This window comes from Rhizobium sp. S96 (assembly GCF_030382195.1).
Taxonomy (GTDB): Bacteria; Pseudomonadota; Alphaproteobacteria; order Rhizobiales; family Rhizobiaceae; genus Rhizobium.
Genome location: NZ_JAUDRY010000008.1, coordinates 133,081 through 155,147, shown reverse-complemented (window position 1 = coordinate 155,147; position 22,067 = coordinate 133,081). Strand labels below are relative to the sequence as shown.

General features: G+C 61.4%; 21 protein-coding genes. 12 read left to right on the top strand and 9 right to left on the bottom strand.

Annotated elements, in window-relative coordinates; translation table 11 throughout:
• Nucleotides 1-32 precede the first annotated feature (32 nt).
• Together QTL94_RS10540 and QTL94_RS10535 are read left to right on the top strand one after the other, a co-directional pair.
• A complete protein-coding gene (locus QTL94_RS10540; protein WP_113523989.1) occupies nucleotides 33-1,034 on the top strand; it encodes an ABC transporter permease in 1,002 nt (333 codons plus the stop codon).
• A gap of 77 nt (nucleotides 1,035-1,111) precedes the next feature.
• Entirely contained in the window at nucleotides 1,112-2,059 is a 948-nt protein-coding gene (locus QTL94_RS10535) for a substrate-binding domain-containing protein (protein WP_065694703.1), read from the top strand.
• 49 nt (nucleotides 2,060-2,108) lie between these two features.
• Here the strand turns inward: QTL94_RS10535 and QTL94_RS10530 are convergent, their stop codons facing one another.
• Entirely contained in the window at nucleotides 2,109-3,881 is a 1,773-nt protein-coding gene (locus QTL94_RS10530) for an adenylate/guanylate cyclase domain-containing protein (RefSeq protein WP_289801485.1), read from the bottom strand.
• Nucleotides 3,882-4,148: 267 nt separating this feature from the next.
• On the opposite strand from QTL94_RS10530, the gene QTL94_RS10525 reads away from it, so the two are divergent.
• From QTL94_RS10525 to QTL94_RS10515, 3 genes are all read left to right on the top strand, one after another.
• A complete protein-coding gene (locus QTL94_RS10525; RefSeq protein ID WP_065694705.1) occupies nucleotides 4,149-5,201 on the top strand; it encodes a sugar phosphate isomerase/epimerase family protein in 1,053 nt (350 codons plus the stop codon).
• 145 nt (nucleotides 5,202-5,346) lie between these two features.
• Entirely contained in the window at nucleotides 5,347-6,534 is a 1,188-nt protein-coding gene (locus QTL94_RS10520) for a Gfo/Idh/MocA family protein (RefSeq protein ID WP_065694706.1), read from the top strand.
• 112 nt (nucleotides 6,535-6,646) lie between these two features.
• Nucleotides 6,647-7,045 (top strand): hypothetical protein, encoded by a 399-nt coding sequence (locus QTL94_RS10515; protein WP_065694707.1) that lies wholly within the window; start codon nucleotides 6,647-6,649, stop codon nucleotides 7,043-7,045.
• Between the two features lie 56 nt (nucleotides 7,046-7,101).
• Here QTL94_RS10515 and QTL94_RS10510 read toward each other — a convergent pair whose 3' ends face one another.
• Together QTL94_RS10510 and QTL94_RS10505 are read right to left on the bottom strand one after the other, a co-directional pair.
• Entirely contained in the window at nucleotides 7,102-7,503 is a 402-nt protein-coding gene (locus QTL94_RS10510) for a DoxX family protein (RefSeq protein WP_065694708.1), read from the bottom strand.
• Between the two features lie 148 nt (nucleotides 7,504-7,651).
• Entirely contained in the window at nucleotides 7,652-8,617 is a 966-nt protein-coding gene (locus QTL94_RS10505) for an acetylxylan esterase (RefSeq protein WP_065694709.1), read from the bottom strand.
• A gap of 194 nt (nucleotides 8,618-8,811) precedes the next feature.
• Here QTL94_RS10505 and QTL94_RS10500 point away from each other — a divergent pair, with 194 nt between their 5' ends.
• From QTL94_RS10500 to QTL94_RS10490, 3 genes are all read left to right on the top strand, one after another.
• Nucleotides 8,812-10,185, top strand: a complete 1,374-nt coding sequence (locus tag QTL94_RS10500; protein WP_289801484.1) for a GH1 family beta-glucosidase — start codon at nucleotides 8,812-8,814, stop codon at nucleotides 10,183-10,185.
• Nucleotides 10,186-10,221: 36 nt separating this feature from the next.
• Nucleotides 10,222-10,797, top strand: coding sequence for an NADPH-dependent FMN reductase (locus QTL94_RS10495; RefSeq protein ID WP_065694711.1), 576 nt, complete (start codon nucleotides 10,222-10,224; stop codon nucleotides 10,795-10,797).
• Nucleotides 10,798-10,950: 153 nt separating this feature from the next.
• A complete protein-coding gene (locus QTL94_RS10490; RefSeq protein ID WP_289801483.1) occupies nucleotides 10,951-13,161 on the top strand; it encodes a bifunctional diguanylate cyclase/phosphodiesterase in 2,211 nt (736 codons plus the stop codon).
• Here the strand turns inward: QTL94_RS10490 and trhO are convergent.
• The 3 genes from trhO to QTL94_RS10475 form a co-directional block, all read right to left on the bottom strand.
• A complete protein-coding gene (gene trhO / locus QTL94_RS10485; protein ID WP_289801482.1) occupies nucleotides 13,158-14,099 on the bottom strand; it encodes an oxygen-dependent tRNA uridine(34) hydroxylase TrhO in 942 nt (313 codons plus the stop codon). The two genes, QTL94_RS10490 and trhO, sit on opposite strands and share 4 nt — an antisense overlap.
• A gap of 130 nt (nucleotides 14,100-14,229) precedes the next feature.
• Nucleotides 14,230-15,141: a CHAD domain-containing protein gene (locus QTL94_RS10480; protein ID WP_289801562.1), complete on the bottom strand. Its 912-nt coding sequence runs from the start codon at nucleotides 15,139-15,141 to the stop codon at nucleotides 14,230-14,232.
• Complete coding sequence (locus QTL94_RS10475; RefSeq protein WP_065694715.1) at nucleotides 15,119-15,607, bottom strand: CYTH domain-containing protein; 489 nt, start codon at nucleotides 15,605-15,607, stop codon at nucleotides 15,119-15,121. Before QTL94_RS10475 ends, QTL94_RS10480 begins: the two co-directional genes overlap by 23 nt.
• Nucleotides 15,608-15,761: 154 nt before the next feature.
• Between QTL94_RS10475 and QTL94_RS10470 the strand changes: the two genes are divergently transcribed.
• From QTL94_RS10470 to QTL94_RS10460, 3 genes are all read left to right on the top strand, one after another.
• Nucleotides 15,762-16,400 carry a 2-dehydro-3-deoxy-phosphogluconate aldolase gene (locus QTL94_RS10470; RefSeq protein WP_113524000.1) on the top strand — a complete coding sequence of 213 codons (639 nt, stop codon included), beginning with the start codon at nucleotides 15,762-15,764 and terminating at the stop codon, nucleotides 16,398-16,400.
• A 214-nt stretch (nucleotides 16,401-16,614) separates the two neighbouring features.
• A complete protein-coding gene (locus tag QTL94_RS10465) occupies nucleotides 16,615-17,325 on the top strand; it encodes a tellurite resistance TerB family protein (protein ID WP_289801481.1) in 711 nt (236 codons plus the stop codon).
• A gap of 75 nt (nucleotides 17,326-17,400) precedes the next feature.
• Nucleotides 17,401-17,616 (top strand): hypothetical protein, encoded by a 216-nt coding sequence (locus tag QTL94_RS10460; RefSeq protein WP_289801480.1) that lies wholly within the window; start codon nucleotides 17,401-17,403, stop codon nucleotides 17,614-17,616.
• Between the two features lie 11 nt (nucleotides 17,617-17,627).
• On the opposite strand, the gene QTL94_RS10455 is transcribed toward QTL94_RS10460, so the two are convergent.
• The 3 genes from QTL94_RS10455 to QTL94_RS10445 form a co-directional block, all read right to left on the bottom strand.
• Entirely contained in the window at nucleotides 17,628-18,710 is a 1,083-nt protein-coding gene (locus QTL94_RS10455; RefSeq protein ID WP_289801479.1) for a nickel/cobalt transporter, read from the bottom strand.
• On the bottom strand, nucleotides 18,704-19,345 hold the full coding sequence (locus QTL94_RS10450; RefSeq protein ID WP_065694720.1) for a DUF1007 family protein: 642 nt from the start codon (nucleotides 19,343-19,345) through the stop codon (nucleotides 18,704-18,706). Before QTL94_RS10450 ends, QTL94_RS10455 begins: the two co-directional genes overlap by 7 nt.
• Nucleotides 19,346-19,433: 88 nt before the next feature.
• Nucleotides 19,434-20,327 carry a LysR family transcriptional regulator gene (locus tag QTL94_RS10445; protein ID WP_289801478.1) on the bottom strand — a complete coding sequence of 298 codons (894 nt, stop codon included), beginning with the start codon at nucleotides 20,325-20,327 and terminating at the stop codon, nucleotides 19,434-19,436.
• A 529-nt stretch (nucleotides 20,328-20,856) separates the two neighbouring features.
• On the opposite strand from QTL94_RS10445, the gene odc2 reads away from it, so the two are divergent.
• Nucleotides 20,857-21,990 (top strand): ornithine/lysine decarboxylase, encoded by a 1,134-nt coding sequence (gene odc2, locus QTL94_RS10440; protein ID WP_065694722.1) that lies wholly within the window; start codon nucleotides 20,857-20,859, stop codon nucleotides 21,988-21,990.
• Nucleotides 21,991-22,067 lie beyond the last annotated feature (77 nt).

The window sequence follows — 22,067 nt, the reverse complement described above, 5'->3', positions numbered from 1 at the left end:
AGCAGGGACGCGACGGGAGGATGGTTTTGGACATGGCTGTGAACGAGGAGACCAGGGAGATCAGACGACGCTCCTGGCGGGATATCGACCTCAGGGCAGTCGCGCCTTTCGCGGCGCTGGCCCTGCTGCTCGTCGTCGGTGCGCTTGTCAATCCGAACTTCATCGGCATTACCAATCTCGCCAATGTCGCCACCCGCAGCGCCTTCATCGCCATCATCGCGGTTGGTGCCACCTTCGTCATTTCGTCCGGCGATCTTGATCTTTCGGTCGGTTCGATGGTGGCCTTTGTGGCCAGTCTTATGATCTTGCTGATGAATTCCGGCATCATCGCCAACCCGGTGCTGATGCTGGTGGTCGCCGTGGTCTTCACTGTCGTTGCCGGCGCGCTGTGCGGGCTTGCCAACGGGCTGATCACGACGCTCGGCAAGATTGAGCCTTTCATCGCGACGCTCGGAACGATGGGCATATATCGCGGGCTGACGACATGGTTGTCGCAGGGTGGAGCGATCACGCTGCGCTCGGCCGAGCAGCAGGCGCTGTATCGCCCGGTCTATTTCGGCTCGATCGCCGGCGTGCCCGTGCCGATCGTTGTCATCCTCGCGGTCACCGCCGTCGCTGCCTTCATTCTCTATCGCACGCGTTACGGTCGCCATGTTGTGGCGGTCGGTTCGAACCGCGACGTGGCGCGCTATTCCGGCATCGCGGTCAACCGCGTGCGCACCATCGCCTTCGTCATCCAGGGGCTCTGCGTGGCGATCGCCGTGCTGCTCTATGTGCCGCGTCTGGGCTCGACGTCCGCGACCACGGGCATCCTGTGGGAGCTGCAGGCCATCACCGCGGTCGTCGTCGGCGGCACGGCCTTGAAGGGTGGGGCAGGGCGTGTCTGGGGCACGATTTGTGGCGCCTTCATCCTGGAACTCGTCGGCAACATCATGCTGCTGTCCAACTTCATCTCGGAATATCTGATCGGCGCCATCCAGGGTTCGATCATCATCATTGCCATGCTCGTACAGCGGTCGCTGGCGCGCAGGTAGCAAGGGATTGGCCGGGTCGGCGGGGCGCCTGGTCTTAAGGTTCGCAAGCCCTGGGGTTTAATGGGAGGAAAATAGACATGCGTAAGACACTATTCAGTTTGGCGGTCGTGACGGCGGCGCTGCTCGCCGGCGTCGCTCACTCGGCGGACAAGAAGACCATCGGCGTATCGATCCCGGCGGCCGACCACGGCTGGACCTCCGGCGTGGTGTTCCATGCCGAGCGCGTCGCCAAGCTTCTGATGGCCGAGCACCCTGACCTCACCGTGATCGTCAAGACGTCGCCTGATGCCGCAAGCCAGGCCAATGCGGTGCAGGATCTTGCGACGCAGGGCATGGACGCGCTGGTCATCCTGCCGTCGGATCCGGATCCGCTGGTCAACGCCATCAAGGAAGTCAAGGACAAGGGCACCTTCGTGGCGCTGGTCGACCGTGCACCGAGCACCAACGACAACTCCGTCCGTGACATCTACGTTGCCGGCAACAATCCGGCGCTCGGCGAAGTCGCCGGCAAGTACATCAAGGACACGACGCCCGATGCACAGGTTGTCGTTATCCGCGGCCTGCCGATCCCGATCGACCAGCAGCGCCAGGATGGCTTCGACAAGGGCATTGCCGGCTCCAACGTCAAGGTTCTGGACCGCCAGTTCGGCAACTGGAACCGCGACGATGCCTTCAAGGTGATGCAGGACTACCTGACCAAGTATCCGAAGATCGACGTGGTCTGGTGCCAGGATGACGACATGGCTGTTGGCGTGCTGCAGGCAATCGAGCAGGCAAAGCGCACCGACATCAAGTATGTCGTGGCCGGCGCCGGCTCCAAGGACATGGTCAAGAAGGTCATGGACGGCGACAAGCTGATCCCGGTCGACGTTCTCTATCCGCCGGCAATGGTGGGCACGGCCATGGAGCTGACCGCTGCTTCGCTCTACGATCAGGTTCCGGTTCGCGGCACCTATATCCTCGATGCGACGCTGGTGACGAAGGACAACGCGAAGGACTTCTACTTCCCGGATTCGCCGTTCTGATCCATTGATAGTCGAGAGCGCCCGCTCGAAGGAGCGGGCGCTCTTTTCGTCACTGCGGTAGTCCGGCGCTCGCCAGATCGGCGGCGAACTGATCGACGAACGCCTCCGTCATGGTGGCATTGTCGCCGAAGTAGAATTCCCGTCGCGCAGCAGCGAGATTCATTCCCGGACGAAAACGATGAAGAATGCCGATGGCCTCGCCGGCTTCGTCTGCCTTGCGCTGCCGGCCGAGAATGGCAACCAGGATCAGCGCGGGCCAGAAGGTCACGTTCGGAGATCGCAGCGATGCCCGCGCCGCCTCGGCGGCCTCGTTCATGTTCCCCATTTGATAATGGGCAATCGCAAGCATGTTGTAGAAAGTCCATAAATGCGGATCGCGCGGACTGAGGCGAAAGGCTTCCCTGATCTCGGGCATTCCCTCCTCGGGCCGTTGCGCGTAGCACAGCGCCTGCCCGAGAGCGAAATGCGCCTGCGCGAAGCTGCTGTCCAATGCGATCGCATTGCGCAGATGCGCGATGCCGGCCTGCGTCGCACCGTCAAGCGCGAGCGCCCGGCCAAGCGCCATATGCGCGGCCGGTTCCTTCTGGTCGAGCAGGATTGCGTGCTCGGCAAGGTCGATCGCTTCGCAAATGCGTCCGCCGCGGTCCTCCACGGAGCCGTACCAGCCGAGCTGGATGTGCACGTAGGCGAGCCGCGCCTGTGCCTGGGCAAAGCTCGGATCGACGCGGATTGCCTGCTCGAACAGATCCTTGGCCATGTTGAGATCGTCGAGCGTGAACCTGTAGAGGTGCCAGAGCCCCTTCAGATAGATTTCCCATGCCGTCATATCGACCGGCGGGCGCTCGCGAAGGGCGGCGAATTCGATGACGCCGAGCTCGGGTTCGATCGTTCCGGTGATCTCGGATGCGATCTCGTCCTGAACCTCGAAAATATCCGCCAGCATGCGGTCGTAGCGCTCGGCCCAAAGGAGCGTTCCGTCGCTGCCGTGGAGCAGCTGTGCCGTCACCCGAATTTTTGCGCCCGACCGCCTGATGCTGCCTTCAAGCACATACTTCACGCCGAGGTCCTGCGCGGCCTTTCGCGCATCCACCGCCTGTCCCTTGAAGCTGAAGGAGGAATTGCGCGAAGCGACGAGCATCCAGCGGCACCGCGCCAGCGTCGCGATCAGCTCATCGGTGAAGCCGTCCGAAAAATGCTCCTGCCCTTCGATGCTCGACATGTTGGCGAACGGGAGTACGGCAATCGAGGGGCGCTTCTGAACAGGCGGCGGAGAACTCGCCACGGGCTCCGGCCACACGTGTCCGTTCTGGTAGGGCGACCAGCGCCAGACGCGGACAGGGTGATCGATGTGTTGCAGCCGCCTGTTGCCGAAGTCGGTCGCGGGAAATGCGAGCCTCGAGCCCACCTGGTCGCGAACCTGCTGCGAGACGCAGATCCCGCCGGGCGGTGCCAAGCCTTGCAGGCACGCCGCCACATTGACGCCCTCGCCAAAGATGTCGTCATCCTCCACGAGAACATCGTCGACGTGAATGCCGATACGCCAGAGCATCTGTCGTTCAGACGCGATACTCTCATTGCGCTCGCGGAGCGCGATCTGGGTTTCCATTGCGCAGGCCAGCGCGTCCACCACGCTCGCGAATTCCGCCAGCAGGCCGTCGCCCACAAACTTCACCACGCGTCCGTGCTGGCGCGTGATCGCGGGAACAATGATCTCGCTGTTGTGAGCTTTCAGCATCGCGAAGGTGCCCGCTTCGTCCATTCCCATCAATCGGGAGAAGCCAACGACGTCCGCATCCAAGATTGCTGCCAGTCGCCGCGTCATGCGCTAACCTCCTGGTGCAAGGAGAGTATCACGGGGCGGCCGGAAGTCCATCGAAACGGCTCGTTCCGATCGGCAATCGCCGGGAGAAGGCATAAATGCGGTACGTACATCTTGCGGGTGAGGGCATGCCGTGATTAAGTCTGGCACGTCAGGTTTTCGCCCCGTCGGGCAAATTCACTGTTTCGCCGAAATCGGCTTGCAGACGGTAAATTGCGTGGTAGAACTCTACCAGAAACGTTTACGGTCGTCATTCAGGGAGGAATTGACATGAAAACGATCAAGGGCCCAGGCTTGTTCCTCGGGCAGTTCGCGGGCGACGCCGCACCTTTCAACTCGTGGGATTCGATCACCAAATGGGCGGCCGATATCGGCTACAAGGGCGTGCAGGTTCCGACCTGGGCGGGCCAGCTCATCGACTTGAAGAAGGCTGCATCCTCGAAGGACTATTGCGACGAGTTCGCGGGCGTTGCGCGCCAGAACGGCGTCGAAATCACCGAGCTTTCCACCCACCTGCAGGGCCAGCTGGTCGCCGTGCATCCAGCCTATGACGAAGCCTTCGATGGTTTCGCCGCGCCCGAAGTGCGTGGAAATCCGAAGGCCCGCCAGGAATGGGCTGTCGAGCAGGTGAAGATGGCGCTGACGGCGTCGAAGCACCTCGGCATCAAGGCACATGCGACCTTCTCCGGAGCACTTGCCTGGCCGTTCATCTATCCATGGCCGCAGCGCCCCGCCGGTCTCGTCGAGACCGCCTTCGACGAACTTGCCAAGCGCTGGACGCCGATCCTCAACCACGCCGACGAAAACGGCGTCGACGTTTGCTACGAGATCCATCCGGGCGAAGACCTGCATGACGGCGTGACCTTCGAGATGTTCCTCGAGCGCGTGAAGAACCATCCGCGCGCCAACATGCTCTACGATCCCTCGCACTACGTGCTGCAATGCCTGGACTACCTCGACAACATCGACATCTACAAAGACCGGATCAAGATGTTCCACGTCAAGGATGCCGAGTTCAATCCGACGGGTCGCCAGGGCGTCTATGGCGGTTACCAGGGCTGGGTCGAACGTGCCGGCCGCTTCCGGTCGCTCGGCGATGGCCAGGTCGATTTCGGCGCGGTGTTCTCGAAGATGACAGCCAACAACTTCGATGGTTGGGCCGTTGTCGAATGGGAATGCGCGCTGAAGCATCCGGAGGACGGCGCACGCGAAGGTGCGGAGTTCGTCAAATCGCACATCATCCGCGTCACCGAGAAGGCGTTCGACGACTTCGCGGGCAGCGGCACGGACCAAGCGGCCAACCGCCGCATGCTGGGGCTTTGATCAGCTAAAACCCCTCCCCAACCCCTCCCCACAAGGGGGAGGGGCTTAGGTGAGGCGCCGCCGCGAGTTTTCTCCCCCTTGTGGGGGAGATGCCCGGCAGGGCAGAGGGGGATCTTTCCCGCAGGGACTAATTTTGGAGGAACCAATGGCAATTGAAGCATCTACAGAACAGGCGCGCGAACCGCGCATCCGTCTCGGCATGGTCGGCGGTGGCGCTGGCGCGTTCATCGGCGCGGTGCATCGCATCGCTGCCCGCATCGACGATCAATATGACCTGATCGCCGGCGCCCTGTCGTCGACGCCGGAGAAGGCGCTTGCCTCGGGCCGCGATCTCGGTCTTGATCCGTCGCGCACCTATTCGAGCTATCGCGAGATGGCGATCCGCGAGGCGAAGCTGAAGAACGGCATCGAAGCGGTCTCGATCGTCACGCCGAACCACGTCCACTACGACGCTGCCAAGGAATTCCTGCGTCGCGGCATTCACGTCATCTGCGACAAGCCGCTGACGTCGAACCTTGCGGATGCCAAGAAGCTGAAGAAGGTGGCCGACGAAAGCGGCGCGCTCTTCATCCTGACGCATAACTACACCGGCTATCCGATGGTTCGTCAGGCACGCGAGATGATCGCCAATGGCGAACTCGGCGATATCCGCATCGTCCAGGCGGAATATCCGCAGGACTGGCTGACCGAAGCGGTCGAGCAGAGTGGTGCAAAGCAGGCCGTATGGCGCACCGACCCGGCGCAGTCGGGTGCAGGCGGCTCCACCGGCGATATCGGCACGCATGCCTATAACCTCGCTTCCTTTGTCTCCGGCCTCGAACTCGACAGCCTTGCGGCCGACCTCGACAGCTTCGTCGAAGGCCGTCGTCTCGACGACAACGCCCACGTCATGCTTCGCTTCAAGGCCAAGGGGTCCGAGAAGCCGGCGAAGGGCATGCTCTGGTGCAGCCAGGTCGCGCCCGGCCACGAAAACGGCCTCAAGGTCCGCGTCTATGGCACCAAGGGTGGCCTGGAATGGGTACAGGCCGATCCGAACTACCTGTGGTTCACGCCATTCGGCGAACCGAAGCGCCTGATCACCCGCAACGGCGCCGGCTCCGGCCCTGCCGCTGCCCGCGTTTCGCGCATTCCGTCCGGTCATCCGGAAGGCTATCTCGAAGCCTTCGCGACGATCTACACGGAAGCCGCGCATGCCATCAATGCCCACAAGAAGGGCAAGGCAGTCGACAAGGCCGTGGTTTACCCGACGGTCGATGACGGTGTGAAGGGTGTTGCCTTCGTCGAGGCCTGCGTGGCTTCCTCTAAGAAGAATGGCGCCTGGGTCAAGGTCTGATCCCTCATCCAGATATGAAATGCAACTATTGAGCGCATTCTCAGGGAGTGCGCTCATTGTCGTTTAACAATGCTGTGGCAGAAACGAACGCAACCAGATGGGGAGACGTTCGATGAAAGTTTTTGCCAGAGTCATGACCTGCGGCTTCGCGCTTGTCGCGTTTCCGGTACTGTCGCAGGACATGCCCAATCGCATGCCGAATTTCTATGCCGGGCAGCGTACGCCGGGAATGGTCAACGTGCAGGCGACGATGTCGCTCTCCGTACCTGTCGAAGCGGACAAGGATACTGCTGAGCAGATCAGCACTGCGCAGAGGGGTTTTTACCTGATGGCGGGTGGACAGTGCGATCTCATTCTGCAGACCCTGGCCGAGAGCTGCCAGATCACCAATCTTACGAGCACCGCTGATCTCAATCGCTATCCTCGAGGCGATGGCTCGCGCAATGACATAATCGTGCGCGGCACCGTCTCGATGGCAGTGAAGCTCAAGGACGCGAAACAGAACCCGTGAGCGTTGTTCGGCTCTGTGTTCGAAGCGGCAATGCGCCGCTTCGAACCGCGTATCGGTCAGGCCGTCGCCTGCTTGCGCTTCGTCACGGCATCGACGCTGAATGGTCCGGCGCCGGCAGCGACGATGTAGAGGAAGACGAAGCAGAACAGGATGGCGGCGACGCCGCCGTTCTGGGCGGGATACAGGCTTTTCGATGCGTGGCCGATGAAATAGGCAAAGGCCATCAGGCCTGACAGCACGAAGGCTGCAGCGCGCGTCTGGAAGCCGATCAGCACCAGAAAACCAAGAACAAGCTCAAGCAGCCCGGCGATCCAGGACAGGGAGCCGACATCAGGCACCCGCTCGGCGGCGGGGAAATGCAGGATCTTCTGCGTGCCGTAGCTGAAGAGCACGAGCGACGAGACAATACGCAGCAGGCTGAGAAGATGCGGTTGCAGGGAGCTGACCGAAGCGAACATGGCAGACCTTTCATGAGGAAGACTGCCTGCAGCCTTTAGCTGTGGTTGCGGCAATGACAATTCACGACTTCTGACATCAGCGTTATCGGGTCGGCGAGCTGCCGGGCGTCTCCCTCATGCGGGGAGAGCAGCTTGTTGAGGTATCCTGCTACAGCAGGCGCAGAAACCCGCGGAGCTTTTCGCGCAGGGCGTAGTTCTGCTCCATCATGCCGGGATAATCGAAGTGGCCGGCATCGAGCACGAAGATCTCGTTGTCTTTTGACACCGGCAGGGCGTTGACCACGGCGAACTGGCAGGGCGGTGCGACGGCGGGGTCGAACAGCGCGGGGGCGACCAGCATGGGTACGTTGATCCGCGTGGCGGCGGTCGCGGCATCGAACAAGCGCAGGTGATCGAGGACGTCGGGGTTTGTCTTGCGGTAGGTCTGGACTGAATCGGCACTGCCGACGGTCGGTAGCGTCAGCCATTGGGCGCGGTCACCGAAGGTCGGGACGACGAGGTAGCCCCTGGCGATGCGGGGATCGAAGGGGATGCCCAGCGCGCCGATGCCGCCGCCGAAGCTGGCGCCGATATAGCCGATCCGGCCTGATAGCCAGGGATAGAGTGCAAGCAGCGTCGAGACGGCGAGCCAGAGATCGTCGACGCAACCGCCGATGACGTATTGGTCGGGCTTGTCGATGTCATGCAGCACATGGCCCGGCGCATCTGACGGGATCGGCGGATGCTGGCTTTTCGACATGCCACGAAAGCACGGGAAGAGCAGGGCTGTTTCCTCCACTGGCTGCTCGAAATCCGGCGCATCGCGGCCGCCATAGCCGTGGCCCACGATTACGCCGCGGCGCACCGGTCTGTCGCGCGGCAGCAGCAGCCAACCGCTGATCTCAACGTCGCCGCTCGAGCGGTATGTGATGTCGAGCACATGCCAGGCGGGGTGGGTGAACGCGCTTTTCTTCAACCTCGGCTGCGGATCGATGGCAAGCGCTCGCTCATAGCGCTTCGCCCAGAACCCATCGAAACCTGGCGGTGCCGGCGGCGGGGCGATGGCACGCAACTGGTCAAGCGTCATGCCGTAGGTGGGGTCGAAGGGGAAGGGGTGCGTCTTGGGAATACTCATGGCAGCGTTGTTCCGCGAAAATTGGTGCATTGCAAGGCAAGGCTCTCGCGGGGCTTGGACGCGACTCTTCAAGCCTGTCGGGAGCAATCCCCTATCCAGCCACTGAAACGTTGCAGTCCTGTCATTTCCGCTCTGTACAACATCGGTCCGCTTGGCTAAACCGCCGTCGAAACCATGAAGAACGGGATTTCCAGATGATCGATGCGAAGACCCTCGCCGCCCGCTTTCCGGGCGATTTTACCTTTGGCGTTGCGACTGCCGCATTTCAGATAGAGGGCGCAAGCAAGGCCGATGGCCGCAAGCCGTCGATCTGGGATGCCTTCTGCAACATGCCGGGGCGGGTCTATGGCCGCCACAATGGCGATGTCGCCTGCGATCACTACAACAGGCTCGACCAGGATCTCGACCTGATCAAGTCGATGGGCGTCGAGGCCTATCGGTTCTCGATCGCCTGGCCGCGCATCATTCCTGACGGCACGGGCCCGGTGAATGAAGCCGGCCTCGATTTCTATGATCGCCTCGTCGATGGCTGCAAGGCGCGTGGCATCAAGACCTTCGCTACACTCTACCACTGGGATCTGCCCCTGCTATTGGCGGGCGACGGCGGCTGGACGGCGCGTTCGACGGCTTATGCCTATCAGCGCTATGCCAAGACTGTCATGGCTCGCCTCGGCGACCGCCTCGACAGCGTGGCGACGTTCAACGAGCCGTGGTGCATTGTCTGGCTCAGCCATCTCTACGGCATTCATGCGCCAGGCGAGCGCAACATGCAGGCGGCGCTGCATGCGATGCATCACATGAACCTCGCGCATGGTCTCGGTGTCGAGGCGATCCGTTCGGAAGCCCCGAAAGTGCCGGTGGGTCTCGTGCTCAACGCCATGTCCGTGATGCCGGGCTCCGACAGTGCCGCAGACCAGGCAGCGGGTGAGCGGGCGCACCAGTTCCACAACGGCGCCTTCTTCGATCCTGTCTTCAAGGGCGAATATCCGAAGGAATTCCTGGAGGCGCTTGGCGACCGCATGCCGGTGGTCGAGGACGCGGACCTGAAAACCATCAGCCAGAAGCTCGATTGGTGGGGCCTGAATTACTACACGCCGTTGCGCGTTGCCGATGATCCGGCCAAGAGTGGTGATTTCCCGTGGACGGTCGAGGCGCCGCGCGTCAGCGACGTGAAGACGGATATCGGTTGGGAAGTCTACGCGCCAGGCCTGAAGAACGTCGTCGAAGACCTCTATCGTCGCTACGAACTGCCGGAATGCTACATCACCGAGAACGGCGCCTGCTACAACATGGACGTCGTCAATGGCGAGGTCGATGACCAGCCGCGTCTCGATTACTACAGCGAGCATCTCGATGTCGTTGCCGACCTGATCAAGGACGGCTACCCTATGCGCGGCTATTTCGCCTGGAGCCTGATGGACAATTTCGAATGGGCGGAAGGCTACCGCATGCGCTTCGGCCTTGTTCACGTCGACTACGAAACGCAGGTTCGCACCGTGAAGAAGAGCGGCAAGTGGTATAGCGAACTGGCGGCCCAGTTCCCGAAAGGCAATCACAAGGGCGGATGATGGCCCGAATCGGCGCGTTGCGCTAAGCCGGGACGCATGGATCGAAAACCTCTATTCCTCTATGCGCTCTGCGGCAGCCAGCGAGAGGCCTCAACCAATCGCCGGTTGCTTGAGGCGCTCAGGGACTATGCGCCGGATGGCGTGGTCGTCGCGATATCGGATCTGATCGGCGAACTGCCGATCTTCAATCCGGATCGGGAGGGAGAAAACACGCCTGCGATCGTCGAGGAATTCGCCGCCAAGGTTCGCGCAGCCGACGGCGTCATCATTGCCTGCCCGGAATATGCCCATGGTCTGCCGGGCGGCTTGAAGAACGCACTGGACTGGCTGGTGTCGCGCGACGAGGTGCCGTTCAAGCCTGTCATGATCGCCCACGCCTCGCATCGCGGGGACATTGCGCTGGAGCAATTGACCGAGGTCTTGAAGACGATGTCATTCAACCTTGTCGGGGAGGCGTTCATCCGCGTTCCCGTGCTCGGCAAAACAGACGAAGAGCAAACGGCATCGATCTGTCAGGTTGCAGAATCTGGAGCGTTCGCGGATTGCTTTGCAAAGTTTCGAAAAGCGATCGATCGGCGTGCTGACCTTTCCACTCAATTTCCATTTATCTAAACAACTGGAAAATAACGGATATATTGATTGCGCCGCTGATGGTTTGCCGATATTCCTCGGCGCTCAAGAGTCGTCGCATGATTAATCGTTACAGCGCGGCATAAACGTTTTCTGAACGCTTGGCTGGCAGTATTCCCCGATCGGGGAGTAGGAATGCCGGCACTTTTCAAGACAAAAAACAAGGGTTCAGGTATCGGTCGGCACGCGACCGTGACCGGCGTATTGTTCTCGTTTGCCGTGGTTGTTGCTGTCGTCACGATCATGGTCTTGAGCGCACTCGAGCGCGTGGCGTCCAAATCCAATGTGCTGGATGATGAGCGTTCACGCGAGACGATGTCGGGTGCCTTGCACACCTTCGCGGCACAGCTGAGCGCGACCCTCAATGACTATGCGGCCTGGGACGATGCAGCCACCAATGTCTATGCCTCCGACGGCATGGAGTGGACCGTTTCGAACTACGGCGAGATGTCGGTCAACAGTTCACTTTTCGACATGGCGATCGTTGTCGACGACAACCGCAAGTCGATCATGGCCTACCAGGAAGGTAAGCCGATGGACGGCACCCTGGACGACTTCTTCGCCCCGTCCCTGTGGGCGCTGTTCGACCGGGTCAAGGCAGCCGGACCGGGGCAGACGCCGGAGGCAACCGGCTTTGTCGATACGAAAACCGGGATTGCGGCTGTTGGCATAGCGCTGGTGAGGAAGAAGTCGGGCGAGCTCGACCTGCCTCCCGGTCAGCACCGGTACCTGATCTTTGCGAGGCACCTCGATGCGGGCAAGATCGATGACCTCGGCACGACCTATGTCATCGGCGGACTGAAGCTGGTTCCGGCAGAGACGGCTGCCACCTATTTCGTGAAGATCGAGGATGTGGTCGGCGCTTCGCTGGGCAAGCTCGTCTGGGTGTCGCGTGCTCCGGGTGATATCGGCTACGGCGAGGTTCGCCCGATGGTCGTCAAGGCGCTCTGCCTTGTCGGCCTTTTTTTCGTCGTGCTGCTCGTCATCGGCTTGCTGGCAGGCCGGAGGCTTCGCGCCGAGGAAGTTCGCGCTCGCGAGGAAACGCTTCTCGATCGGCTCAGTGGCCTCTTGAATCGCGACGGTCTCCGACTGGCGGTGGATAGCTTTGTCCAGCACGCCGCGCAGACCAACCGCAACGTACTGATCCTCTATCTCGATCTCGACGGCTTCAAGGAAGTCAACGATGCCTACGGCCACGGGACCGGCGATCAGCTCATCCGCGCGGTTGCGGCGGGGCTCAAGGTCCTGATCCCCGAGGGCGCCGTTCTGGCGCGGATCGGCGGCGACGAGTTTGCGATCGCGTTTACCTCAGAGGACGGGGATGCCGCGGCGCTGCAGCTCTCCGAGCAGATCCTCGATTTCCTGGCCGAGCCGCTGGAGATCGGACGCCGCGTCGTCGTTATCGGCGCGAGCATCGGCATTGCCTCTTCGGTCGGTGGTACGGTCGATCGCGAAGAACTGGTTCGCCGCGCCGATCTTGCCATGTACAAGGCGAAGGAAGCAGGGCGCGCGCGGATGACGCTCTATGATCCGGCGATGGATGCGGACCGAGAGGAGCGCAATGCGCTTGAACTCGATCTGCGCATGGCGATCGAAGGTGGAGATCTGACACTTGCCTACCAGCCGCTGATCGATGCCGCCACGCATGAAATGACGGGCGTGGAGGCTCTTGTGCGCTGGAACCGCCCTGGGCATGGTCCAGTGTCACCGGAAGTCTTCATTCCGGTCGCGGAGACAAGCGGGCTGATCGAGGCACTCGGCCTCTTTGTCCTGCGCAAGGCGTGCGAGACCGCCAAGCAATGGCCGGAGCTTCGCATCTCGGTCAACGTTTCACCGGGGCAATTCCGAAATCCTGCCTTCGTCGATTATGTCCGCTACGTCCTGCGGCAGACCGAGATCGAAGCCAAGCGGGTCACGCTGGAAGTCACCGAAGGCTACATGATCCAGAATCCGCAGCGCACGCGTCAGGCGATCGAGCGACTGAAGACGCTCGGGGTCAAAGTGGCGCTGGATGATTTCGGGTCGGGCTTTTCGTCCATCGGCTACCTCCGCCAGTTCGGCTTCGATCGCATCAAGATCGATCGCTCGCTGGTGATGGAGATTCTGGAAAGCGACGGCCAGCGCGAAATGCTGCAGGCCACCGTGGCCCTGGCGCGTTCGCTCGACATTCCGGTGACCGCGGAAGGCATCGAAACGGAACAGCAGGCTGTCGCCGTCCGCCTTTTCGGATGCGATACGCTTCAGGGGTATTTCTTCGGCAAGCCGATGCCAGCCGAACAGATCACCGAACGGCTTCTGGACGCGCGCTCCAAGAAGATGGGCGCGCGCCGTATTTCAGTTGCTTAGGTGCCGATGTGCCGTTGCCCGCGCTTCTTGGCCAGCGCGATCTGGTGCTGACGCTGCCGGTAGCGCAGCCGGTCTTCTTCCGTGCGGGTCGGGTAGCAGTTGCTGCAGGAGACGCCTTCCTCGTAGTAGGGTGAGGTGACTTCGGTCGCAGTGATCGGGTTGCGGCAGGCATGGCAGAGCTTGTGCTCGCCTTCCTTCAGTCCGTGCTCGACGGAAACGCGCTCGTCGAAGACGAAGCAGGCACCATCCCACAGGCTTTCTTCCTGCGGTACCTCTTCGAGATACTTCAGGATGCCGCCCTTGAGGTGATAGACCTCTTCGAAGCCCTGTTCCTTCATGAAGGCCGTCGCCTTTTCGCAACGGATGCCGCCGGTGCAGTACATGGCGATCTTCGGCTTGTTGTGCAGGCCCGTGTTCTGGCGCACCCATTCCGGAAATTCGCGGAAGGTCTTGGTCTGCGGATCAACCGCACCGCGGAAGATCCCGATCGCCGTCTCGTAGTCGTTGCGGGTGTCGATGACGATCGTATCCGGATCGGAGATCAGCGCGTTCCAGTCCTGCGGCGCCACGTAGGTGCCGACCACCTTGTTGGGGTCGATGTTCTCGACGCCCATGGTGACGATCTCTTTCTTCAGCTTCACCTTCATGCGCAGGAAAGGCATTTTCGATGCCCAGCTTTCCTTGTGCTCCAATCCGGCAAATTCGGGCTGGGCGCGCAGAAAGGCGAGAACCGTGCGGATGCCTTCGCCGGGGCCGGCAATCGTCCCGTTGATCCCTTCATGGGCAAGCAGCAGCGTTCCCTTCACGCCGTTCGCCTCGCACAGCGCCTGCAGCGGCTCGCGCAGGCTTTCGAAGCGCGGCACGGATACGAAATGATAAAGGGCCGCGACGAGGGATGGGCTCGCCGCAGACGTCGATGGGAGCAACGTGTCTGTCATGCGGCTGGAAATACAGGCTCTCGCGCCTGCTTGCAATGCGCAATAACGCGGAGAGACGGGCATTTCGCCGCAATCTCACGGATCCCGGAGCTGTTCAGACGCGGTGACGGTTCCTGTAAGCCCAGAGCCATCAAGGCTTGCTGAGCGCGAGCCAGAGTGTCTTGATCCTGCGGGCTTCCTCGCGAGGCGGGTCGGCCAAGACATCCGCGGCCAGATCCAGCGCCGTATGTCGGTCCACCTGCTGGCGGAAGATGATTGCGGCCAGCAGCCACGCCAGATCGTCGGAGTTCTCGAACAGACGCGGCTCCTGTTCCACGAGATCGCACAGCACGTCGAGGTCATGAACCCGGCCCAGCACATCGACGAGGTCGCTGATCGCGTCGTACTTTGCAGCCATCGCCGACGGCCAAACCAGTGCGAGCAGGAGATGGTAGGCACGGTAGTCCTGCGCGCGCTTGCGCAGCGTATGGAAGGCTTCCGTGCAGCAGCGCTTCTGGCAAGCATGCATGGCTTTCTGGGCCTTGCTCAACGTGTTGCGCCACCCTTTCGAAATCAGCCTAGCAGCGTTCCGGCGACCATGCGGGAAGGTCACATCGTCAACTGCGGCTTCCGCTGCTTCAAGGGCCGCGATCACATGCGCGCACTGCTCGTCCATTCCGCCCTCGGCGTCGATCATGCGGTCGCGGCGCTCTTCGAGGATCGCTATGATGCGGCAAAGTGCCTCCGCCTCCTCGTCATCGTGCGCAGACGACTTCAAGTAGGTTGCCGTTTCAACCAAGGCCGCGGCGTCGCGGACGGCCGAGATGGTTTTCGCGATATCGCGCAGGCGAGCGTTTTCGCGCTCCTGAAATTTCGGGATTTCCCTGGAGACCAGTCGATAGAGCGAACGGACGCGCTTCAGGTTCTTGCGGACATCATGAATCGCTTCATGCGGCCCGTCAGGCTTTTCCTCGATGGTGGTGATTGCGTGATGCAGTTGCCCCTTGGCCGCTTTGCGAAATTCTGCGGTGAATTCGCGGTCAGGCCGAATGCGATAGGGCATGCCTGTCATGCTCGAATTCGGTGGCAAGCGCCTGGTTCGAATAGCGGAAGTCGCCGGTGACCTCGCGCCCCAGCCATGCCGGGAGACTCGGCCGATCGCTTTCCGACTTCATTTCGACTTCGGCGATCACCAGGCCACGATGTTGACCGGAGAAGACGTCGACCTCCCAGACAAAACCCTCGTGCGGAACGCGATAGCGTGTCTTCTCAATAACGATGCCGATCGCATCATCGAGAAGCTGCTCGGCGTCAGCGACAGGTATGTCGTACTCGAATTCCTCCCGTGTCATGGTGCTGCGGCCGATCTTGATCGTCAGCCTGGCCTTCTCGCCATTCAGCAGCCGAACGCGAACGGAACGATCGTCCATCGATGCAATGTAACCCTGCCTCAGGTTGGCTTGCGTCTGAACGCCTGCACGCCAACTATCGTTGCGTACCAGGAACTTCCGTTCGATCTCTTTCGCCATGACAGTAAACCTTTTGTGACGATCTTGGCACCGTAGCGCAATTTAGAAGGCGTTGATACCCATTCGATTCCAAACATGGCTTCGGTCTCGACAAAGTGTACCCTTGGCGCTATTTCCAACTCGGAATTCAATCGATTCAAAGGAAATATCGGCCATGGGCGAGAAGACAGAAAAGCTCCTTTCCATCCTGAAACTTCAGCCTGTCGTTCCGGTCCTGATCGTCGACGACGTCAAGTCGGCTGTATCGCTGGCGCGGGCACTCGTTGCCGGCGGTCTGAAGGCGATCGAGATCACCATGCGCACGCCGGCCGCGCTTGAGGCGGTTCGTGCCGTCGCGGACGAAGTCGAAGGTGCCGAAGTCGGTGCCGGCACGATCCTCAATGCCACGCATTGGGAAGCGGCCGTTGCCGCAGGCTCCAAGTTCATCGTCAGCCCCGGTACGACGCAGGAACTGCTCGATGCCGCGCGTGGTTCCTCCGTACCGCTCCTGCCGGGCGCTGCGACGGCCAGCGAAGTCATGGCGCTGCGCGAGGAAGGCTATCAGGTGCTGAAGTTCTTCCCGGCCGAGCAGGCTGGGGGCGCTGCCATGCTGAAGGCGTTTTCTTCGCCGCTCGCTGGCACGCTGTTCTGCCCGACGGGCGGCATCTCGCTGAAGAACGCCAAGGACTATCTCTCGCTTCCGAACGTCATCTGCGTCGGCGGGTCCTGGGTCGCTCCGAAGGAATTGATCACGGCCGGCGACTGGGCTGGCATCACCAAGCTCGCTGCCGAGGCTGCTGCGCTCAAGGGCTGAGCGGGGCGGGTGTAAGACCCCTCCCCAACCCCTTCCCACAAGGGGGAGGGGCTCATCTGGGCGCCGCCGGTGCCAAATGTTCTCTTCCCCCTTGTGGGGAAGATGGCCGGCAGGCCAGAAGGGGCTTCTTCAAGCCCTCCTTTTACTCCATCATTTGCATTCGCCGGTCCCCACTCCTATCTCCCCAGAAGCCACAACAGGGAGATGACGACGGATGTTCGACGCGAAGAAGCTTCTTGAGCAGTTTCTGGGCTCGCAGGTGCCGGGTGTTGGCGGCAGCGTCCGCGACCGGGCAGGCGATGCGATCCAGATGGCCAAGGATAATCCGTGGAAGGCCGGCGCGCTCGCGACCGTGCTTCTCGGCACGAAGACAGGCCGTAATATTGCCGGCAACGCCGTGACGATCGGCGGGCTCGCCGCCATCGCCGGTCTTGGCTATCAGGCCTACAAGAACTATCAGGCTGGCCAGTCGCCCGCCACGCCTCCTGACGCTCCATCCGTACAGCCTGCGCTTCTGCCACCACCCCAGGAATCCGGGTTCGGCGCGGCGTCACCGGCGCAGAGCAACGAGTTCGTACTGGTGCTGATCCGTGCGATGATCGCGGCCGCAAAGGCCGATGGCCATATCGATGACGGCGAGCGGGCCTTGATCCTCGACAAGATCAAGGCAGCGGATGTCAGCGGCGAAGCGGCGCAGTTCATCGAAGGCGAACTGTCGCAGCCGACGGATCTCGACGCGCTTATCGCGGCAGCCGTGACCGAGGAACAGCGCGTGGAGCTTTACACCGCTTCGCGACTGACGATCGATCCCGATTCACGCGCGGAGCGCGGCTATCTCGACCTGCTTGCCGGGCGGCTTGGTCTTCCCGACGCACTTGTCGACCATATCGACGCCACGGTCTCGTCTGCCAAAGACAGCCTGTGACCTGATGCGACGGCCGGTTGCCTTTCCGGGGCGGCTGGCCTAAGCCCTATCTCCTCATCTGGAGGAGTGAATGGCATGACCGACCCGAAACCCGAGAGCCGATCTTCGGCTATCGCCGCAGCGATCATTCTCGTCGCCGCGGGTCTCGTCATCTATTTCATGCCGACCGTCGTGCTGTGGCTGGGGAACTATTCGCCCTACCTCGCGACCGCCGTAGGCACCTGCCTGGTTCTGGCGTTCTTCGTCGTCTTCTGGCTCAGGGCGCGTTATCAGCGCAGCAAGGGCCGATAGGGCCCTCGGGCTTATCCCTGCAGCGACGCGCCGAGCAGCAACGCACCCATGACAATCACCAGCAGTGCGCCGAGGATCTCGATGGCGTTGCCGATCCATACCGAGGCCGCAGAGCCGCGGCCGGCTAGGCGCATGGCGGTTCCCTTGGCCGTAACGGCCAGGGTTGCGAGGATCGAGACAGTGATCGCCGTTCCGAAGGACATGGCGAAGACCGAGAGGGTGCCGCCGAGATAAAGCCCGTTCAGCATCGAGAAGGTCAGCACCAGCAGGGCGCCGGAGCAGGGACGCAGGCCAACGGCGAAAATCGCCGACCACGCCTCGCGCACGCTGAATTTCTCCGCCGAGAGGCTGGCAGGATCGGGCATGTGCGACTGGCCACAGGTTTCGCAGGCCATGCCGGAAATGAACTTATGTCCAGCCGCGCGCGCCTGCGTATCGCCGAAGGCATAGTTGCCGCCGTCTTTGCCTGCGGGATTGTCCTGCCAGTCGAGCATCATGCTCACCGGTCCCGCTGGCGTTGCGGCAACAGCGTTTCTCCGCTGCATGCCCGAGGCGAGCGCGTAGAGCTTGCGCAGCAGCAGCCAGCCGCCAAACAGGATGACCAGCACAAAGCTCGCGATCTCCATCGCCTGTGTCGCGGCCGTCAAGGTGATGCCGGTGCCGCGCAAGGCCACCCAGGCGCAGCCGACCAAGGCGATCGCGACGACTCCCTGAGCGAAAGCGGATACGAAGGAGATCGTCACGCCGCGCTTCAGCTCGATCTCATTGGCGATCATGTAGGAGGAGATGACGGCCTTGCCGTGGCCGGGGCCGGCGGCATGGAACACGCCATAGGCAAAGGAAAGCCCGATCAGCGTCCAAAGGTGCCAGGGGTTCTCGCGCATCGCGCTGAGTGAGCCTGTCAGGGCGCGATAGAAGGCCTGCTGCTGCGTGTTGATGAAATGAAGAAGCGGCGCAAGCGGTCCGCCGATCGGCTGGAAGCTCGGCTCGGAGGTGCCGATTCCTAGCGGCGATTGCGCGTGGGCGGCAGCCAGTCCCGCGACAACCGCGATGGCGGCGCCGAGGACAATCGGCTTCAGCGCGCGCACTAGCATGTCACGTCCAGGCGCGTGGCAAAGAGCTTGGACATGTTTGTGCCCGTCGGATCATTGAAGAACGCGTCGGTGAGAGACTGCTTGTTCTCCGAAATCACCTGGTCGGCATCCGGCCGCACCACCTGATGCTTACAGCTTTTCAGGGCATCGCCGACGAGCACGAGCTCGTTGTCCGTCGGGAAGTCGATCGATGTGTAGAGCGTCGGATCGTAGACGCCGAAGGTCAACCGCCCCTTCAGCGGCATGGTCTCGGCCGGCTTGACGGCGAAGAACATCAGCAGCTGGCCCTGCTTGTAGTCGACATGAATGATGTCGGGCTTCTGAACCTTGATGTTCTTTCCGTCCATCGTGAGGTTCATGTAGTAATCGTAATCGGCCAAGGAATCGCGCACGGTTTTTCCGACTTCGGCAAGCTCGTTGGGATCGAGCTTCAGGTCGGTGTTCTTGTCGAAATCCATGACGACAGAGGAGGAGAAGACCTCATCGAAGCGCCAGACGTTGCGCAGTTCGGAGACGGTTCCATCATCACCAGCCACGACTTCCAATCGCGCTTCGACAAAGACGTGCGGGTGCGCAAACGCGGCGGCAGGTAGCAGCGACAGCATCGACGCCGCCAGAAGTATCAATTTTTTCATGCGTTCGGTTACCGCGCGATCCCGTTGTTCACCTTGATTTCTTGCGAGAAAATGGGACGGAATTGGGACCGTTCCCCGTGGCGGCCGGTCATGGGTGCTTCTTGAACCAATTGTGAAGATAATCGACGAAGATCCGCACCTTTGCCGGCAGATAGCGACGATGCGGGTAGACGGCATAGATGCCGCGATCGGTCGGAATATAGTCGTTGAACAATGTCACGAGTTCGCCGTTCTCGATCGGCTTGCGCGCGATGAAGTCGGGGATCAGCGCAACGCCGATGCCCGCAAGGGCGGCGCGCAGCGTGGCGTGCGGGCTGTTGACCTCCATCGGGCCGGTGACGGCCACGGCAAAAGAGGTGTTGTCGGGATTGTAGAAGCGAATGCTGCCCTGGCTGCGCGAGTTGGTGTCGACGATGAAGGGGACGTTCGACAGGTCCGACGGGTGCGCGAGATCGGGATGGCGCTCGACGAATTCGGGCGTCGCGCAAAGATGGACGCGGAAATCGGAAATCTTGCGGGCGATCATGCCCGAGTCCTCGAGCTTCGTGACGCGGATGGCGACGTCGAAACCTTCCTCGATGAGGTCGACGAAACGGTCGTCCGCGGCGATCTCCAGTGCAAGATCGGGGTTCTCCTTGGCGAAGTCGATCAGCGACTGGCCGACATCGGCGTCCACGAAGGTGCGCGGCACCGAGACCTTCAACCGGCCCTTGAGCTGCGCGTTGTTCTCACGCACGAGATCGGCGAGGTTGTCGATCTCCTTCAGGATGTCGGAAGCGGTGCGATAATAGGTGTGGCCGGCCTCGGTCATCGAGAACTGGCGGGTGGTGCGATTGAGGAGCAGGGCGCCCAACTCGTCTTCCAGCTCCCTCACGTACTTGGACAGCAGCGCCTTTGAACGTCCGGTGCGCCGAGCGGCTGCAGAAAAGCCTTCCGCTTCAACGACATCGATGAAAGCGCGTATGCGGGTCAGGGTGTCCATGACTGTCCTCCGTTGTTGAGGAATGTTGAACAAATTGCGCCTGTTTGTTCAATTTATTTTTTTGAGTGTGAGTCAAAATAATTCTTGATTATGACTGCGAATATTCTTATTTCCGGATCAGCCCAAAGTCGCACGTGCCCATGGGTGTCCGCCGAACCCTCGAATTGGTGAGGAAATCGGTAAGGTACCTGGAATTAACCCCTCCAGTCGCTATTCCGGCCAACCGGAAAATGCGAGGACGCCTGAAGCAACGACGGTGCGGGCCTTTTTGTTCTCTCCCTGCTTTCCATCAGCGGGGGTTACTGAAGAGGCACACCTTCATTGCCGGAAGTGCGGTTGGGAATCTCCCTCCAATCCATGGCAGACAAAGCCGGATCCATGTCGCTTTCGCGGCGTTGATTCATCATTCGCGCTATCAAGCGCTTGCTAAGGTTCCGGGGTCTCCACCGGCTGGTTCCTATGCGAGCGAGTGATTGCCCTTTGTCCTCCGGTTTTTGCCGGAGCTCTGGAATTGGAAGAGGGAATCGATATGACCACCCAGCGCATCCGCGACTTTCTCGCAACCCGACGTCCCGACGGTCCCTGCCTCGTGGTCGACCTCGACGTCGTGCGTGATAACTTCTCCGCTTTCCGTCACGCCATGCCGGACAGCGCCATCTACTACGCCGTCAAGGCAAACCCGGCTCCTGAGGTCCTGAAGCTGCTCGCCGACATGGGCTCCAACTTCGATTGCGCGTCCGTCGCCGAAATCGAAATGGCGCTCAACGCCGGTGCGACTGCTGCCCGTATCTCCTACGGCAACACGATCAAGAAGGAACGCGACGTTGCCCGCGCGCATGCGCTCGGCGTCAGCCTCTTTGCGGTCGACAGCCACGAGGAAGTCGAAAAGATCTCGCGTGCCGCTCCCGGCGCCCGCGTGTTCTGCCGCGTGCTCACCGATGGCGAAGGTGCTGAATGGCCGCTGTCGCGCAAGTTCGGTTGCGTGCCGCAGATGGCCGTCGACGTTCTCGTCTACGCGCATCAGTTGGGCCTCGAGTCCTACGGTGTGTCGTTCCACGTCGGTTCGCAGATGACCAAGGTCGATGCTTGGGATTCGGCTCTTGCCGATGCCAAGCGTGTCTTCGTTCAGCTGGCCAAGCAGGGCATCCACCTGCAGATGGTCAACATGGGCGGCGGCTTCCCGACCAAGTACCTGCGCGACGTTCCGTCGGCGGAAGCTTACGGTCGTGCGATCTACCAGAGCCTTCGTGACCACTTCGGCAACAACCTGCCGAAGACGATCATCGAGCCAGGCCGCGGCATGGTCGGCAATGCCGGCGTCATCAAGACGGAAGTCGTGCTGATCTCGAAGAAGTCCGACAACGACGCCGCTCGCTGGGTGTTCCTCGACATCGGCAAGTTCGGCGGTCTGGCCGAAACGATGGACGAAGCCATTCGTTACCCGATCCGCACCGAGCGCGACGGCGACGAAATGGAGCCCTGCGTCATCGCCGGCCCGACCTGCGACTCGGCCGACGTGCTTTACGAGAAGAACCTCTACCCGCTGCCGCTCACCCTTTCGATCGGCGACGAGATCCTGATCGAAGGCACCGGCGCCTACACGACCACCTACTCGGCGGTCGCGTTCAACGGCTTCGAGCCGCTGAAGGCCTACATCATCTGATTTAGCTCGCCCCGTAGCCAGCCGGGGCGGCACCCTCACAATGATCTGACGATACCGTTTGAAACGGTTTTGAGTTC